This is a genomic window from Bradyrhizobium sp. (assembly GCF_019242285.1).
Classification (GTDB): domain Bacteria; phylum Pseudomonadota; class Alphaproteobacteria; order Rhizobiales; family Xanthobacteraceae; genus Bradyrhizobium.
On the sequence record NZ_JAFAVV010000219.1, the window covers coordinates 1 to 3803 of the forward strand.

General features: G+C 64.3%; 3 protein-coding genes. All 3 read left to right on the top strand.

The annotated features are described in order from the left end of the window. Positions 1–250 precede the first annotated feature (250 nt). Positions 251–1375: an extracellular solute-binding protein gene (locus JOY90_RS08385; protein ID WP_291690676.1), complete on the top strand. Its 1125-nt coding sequence runs from the start codon at positions 251–253 to the stop codon at positions 1373–1375. Continuing rightward, positions 1372–3147 (top strand): ABC transporter permease subunit, encoded by a 1776-nt coding sequence (locus tag JOY90_RS08390; RefSeq protein ID WP_291690677.1) that lies wholly within the window; start codon positions 1372–1374, stop codon positions 3145–3147. The genes JOY90_RS08385 and JOY90_RS08390 overlap by 4 nt, the downstream gene beginning before the upstream one ends. Then, positions 3144–3803 (top strand): hypothetical protein (locus JOY90_RS08395; protein ID WP_291690678.1); only part of this gene is annotated, 660 nt, incomplete at its 3' end. The genes JOY90_RS08390 and JOY90_RS08395, both read left to right, overlap by 4 nt.

The window sequence follows — 3803 nt, forward strand, 5'->3', positions numbered from 1 at the left end:
TTCAAGCGCGAATATGGCCAGCTGCCGACGGACTTGCGCAAGAAGGGGGTTCCGGAAGACGCTCGGCGGCATGCGGTCGCCTGAGCCTGGGCAGCCCGTCGTTACCGTTCAAAACCGTGGATTGCGCATTCTACGGGGCGCCGGACGGCACGGCTAGGCTGCGTTATCGTGGCAGCTTGGGACCGCGCAGGTCGCCGCAACACGAGGCCGCAGGCGGCCGAGCCTGTATCCTAGCGAGGAGAGTGCCAGAATGTTGCACCGATTTGGTCGCCGACCGACGTTCGGCGCAGGCTTCGTCAGCCGCCGCCAAGTGGCAATCGGCCTTGCAGCGATGGGTCTTGCGCCGCTTGGCGGCCTTCGCATCCCGACCGCCCGCGCCGCGAGCCTGACCGCGGCCGATGTGAAGAACGCCAAGGGGCCGCTGAATATTCTCGGCAGCCAGCCCTACGAGACGCGGCCGTCGTGGCCCTCCGAACTCAACATCAGCTGGGCCTACAACACGACCAACGAAGAGATCCTGACCAAGACCACTCAGCCCGGCACCTTCGATATGGTCATCATCTATCAGGGCGAGATCGACCAGCTGCGCAAGCTCGATCGTATCGAGCCGATCGACACCGGTCTCCTTGAGAACTGGAACAAGGTCGCACCGCTCTTCCGCGACTCCGACGTCATCCGCCGCGACGGCAAGGTCTTTGCGGTTCCGTTCCACTGGGGCCACGGCTACGTCGAATACAATGCCGACGAGGTGCAGCCGCCAAAGAGCTACGACGATTTGCTCAGCCCCAAGCTCACCAAGAAGATCGGCCTTCCGGATGATCCCTACGCGGTCATCACCACCTTCGCGTTCTTCGCCGGCGCTGAAAAGCCCAACAATTTGAGCCGGGCGGAATTCGACAAGACCATAAAGCTGCTCAAGAGCTTCCGGCCGCAGGTCCTCACCATCCACAACTATGGCGACGAAGTCGCCCTGTTCGCTCGCAAGGACATCTGGGTGGGCTTCCCCGAATATTCCGACTCGCTGATGCAAAGCCGCAAAGCCGGGGCGACCAACGTGCAGGCAACGATGCTTGCCGCATGGAGCTACGTCGATTGCTTCATGGTGCTGAAGGCTGCCGAACATCCGGCGGCCGCCTACAAGTTCATCGATATCGCGCTGGGAACGGAGTCGCAGAAATTGACGACGCAGCACAGCATGGCCTTCCCGGTCAATGACGAGGCGATCCCCGCGATCGCCAAGGAATTGCAATATTCATCGAGCGCCGACGTGCTGAAGAAGGCTCCCCTGGTGCCCGGCGTGACCGTCGAGGAGGGCGGTCGCGACGTTCCGTTCCAGGAATGGGTCCAGGCCTGGGAAGAATTCAAGGCTTCATGAGCGGTCAGAGCGAGGGATCTGCACCGCTCACACTCGCGCAACCCGCGCGCACCGCGATCGCAGCGCGTCTCAATGAAAGGACCATGCCGCCCGGCATGGTCCCGATCGCCCTCTACTTCGCGCTCATGCTGCTTGCGCCCCTCGGCCTTCTCATCGCCTACAGCTTCTGGAAGGCGAGCTTCTTTGCCGTCACCCCCACCTTCACGCTGCAGAATTACCAGCGCGTCCTGACGAGCTCGCTCTATTCGCAGATCCTGCTCAAGACCTTGGGGTGTTCGTTCATAGTCGCCTGCGTCGCCGTCGTCATCGGCTACGCCATCTCCTATGCCATCAGCTTCCGCTTCAAGATCTGGGGCCCTCGGCTCCTGGTGCTGATCATGGCCTCGCTTTTGTCGAGCTACATCGTCCGCCTCTATGCGCTGACGACGATCCTCGGCACCAACGGGCTCCTGAACCAGACGCTCCTCGGCATCGGCCTGATCGATCAGCCGCTGGGCTTCCTGCTCTACGGCTATTTCGCGATCGTCATCGCGCTCGTCTATGTATATCTGCCGTTCGCCGTTCTGCCCATGTATGCCGGGCTGCAGGGCATTGCGCGCCATCTCCTGGAAGCATCGCGGGATCTGGGCTCGGGGCCCGTACAGACCTTCCTGCGCGTGACGCTTCCCCTCTCGATGCGCGGCATTCGCACCGCCTTCGCCCTCTGTTTCATCCTGGCCGCCGCGGACTATGTCGTGCCGCGGCTGGTCGGTGGGATGAATGGCCAGATGATCGGTGCCATCATCGCCGACCAGTTCGGGGGTGCCAGCAACTATCCGCTTGGCGCGGCGCTTTCGGTGAGCATGGTCATCGGCTTCGCGGTGGTGCTTGGCGCCGCATTCGGCGTCGAGCGGCTGGCGACCCGACTGTGGAGGGCCAAGCCCCGCCACGCCTCGGGCTCCGGCCGGCGGCAGGGCGGAATCGACTGGCCGAACATACCGCTGAGCGAGACCATCACGCTTCTGGCCCTGGTCTTTCTCTTCGCTCCGCTCCTCACCGTCGTCTTTTTCTCGTTCAATGCAGCACGCAACCCCGGGCTGCCCTTTACGGGCTTCACCCTCCATTGGTACGGCGACGTCGTGCAAAGCCCCGATTTCCTGCGCGTGCTCGGCACGAGCCTGACCGTCTGCGTGAGCGCGGTGGCCGGCGGACTGCTGATCGGCCTGCCGGGCGCTCTCGCCCTGGCGCGCTCGCGCTTTGCGCTGAAGGGGTTCTTCGCGCTGCTGGTCTACGGGCCGATGGCCGTTCCCGGAGTGGTGATTGGCGTCGCCCTCCTCGCGACCTTCGTCTTCACCGGGATCAGGCTCGGGGTTCTTGGCACCGCGGCGGCTCACATCCTGCTTGTCACCCCGTTCATCGTGATCGTCATCAGGACGCGGCTCGAAAAGATGGACCGCAGGATCGAGGAGGCGGCGCGCGATCTCGGCTCCTCGCCGGCCCGCGTGTTTCGCACCGTGACGCTGCCGATCCTGGCGCCGTCGTTGCTCGGTGCCGGGATCCTTGCCGCCGCCATTTCGCTCGATGAGCTGCTGGTGACCAATTTCACCATCGGATCGCAGGCGACCGTGCCCGTCTGGATCTCGTCCCAGATGCGCATCGGCCTGTCGCCGTCGCTGAATGCCGTCGCCGTCCTGATGCTGTCGGGCTCGCTTGGCCTGATCGCGCTTGCCGCCATCGCCATCCGCTTGCGCCGAACGATGCGGCTCTCATCCGCGCTCGCGGAGGCAGCATGACGGACGAGCGCAACGACCTCCCGCTCTTATGGGACACCACCGATGCCGCTTCGGCTTTCGATCCGGCCGACTGGTTCGACTATTGCGAAGAAATCAACGGCCGGCCGCGGCCCACTCTGCCAAAACTCGCCATCCAATCGGTGATTTCGGCGCACATGGATCTTGTCGTCGCGCGATATGGCGCAACCGTCGACGACTTTACGCTGGCCGACCATCCGTTCGCGATCTTCGAGCATGAGGGTCTGGCGATGGCGATCGGCCGCTCCGCCAAGGGCTCCTATGCCGCCGGCGGCCTCGACGAGATGATCGCGCTCGGGGCGCGGCACATCATCTTCCTTGGCGGCTCAGGGACGATTTCGGCCTCTGTCGAGGTCGACGATCTCTTCGTGCCGACCAAGGCTTTGCGGGACGAGGGAGTCTCCTGCCACTACATTCCCGCGAGCCGGTATGCCTATCCGTCCGCGGCGCTGACGGCCTCGCTCCTCGCGGTCTGTCGCGACGCGAGGCGGCCGGTGAAGTCCGGACCGATGTGGACCATCACCGCGCATTTCCGCCAATCTCTGCCGCGCATTCGCGCCTTTCGGGCGGAGGGCTGCCTCGTCGTCAACAACGAGGCCGCGCCCGCCTTCGCGGTCGGCCAGGCTCGCGGCGCCGAT

Bases quoted from the DNA above. Each gene is read 5' to 3' on its own strand.
- JOY90_RS08385 (WP_291690676.1), top strand. From the start codon at position 251: ATGTTGCACCGATTTGGTCGCCGACCGACGTTCGGCGCAGGCTTCGTC.
- JOY90_RS08390 (WP_291690677.1), top strand. From the start codon at position 1,372: ATGAGCGGTCAGAGCGAGGGATCTGCACCGCTCACACTCGCGCAACCC.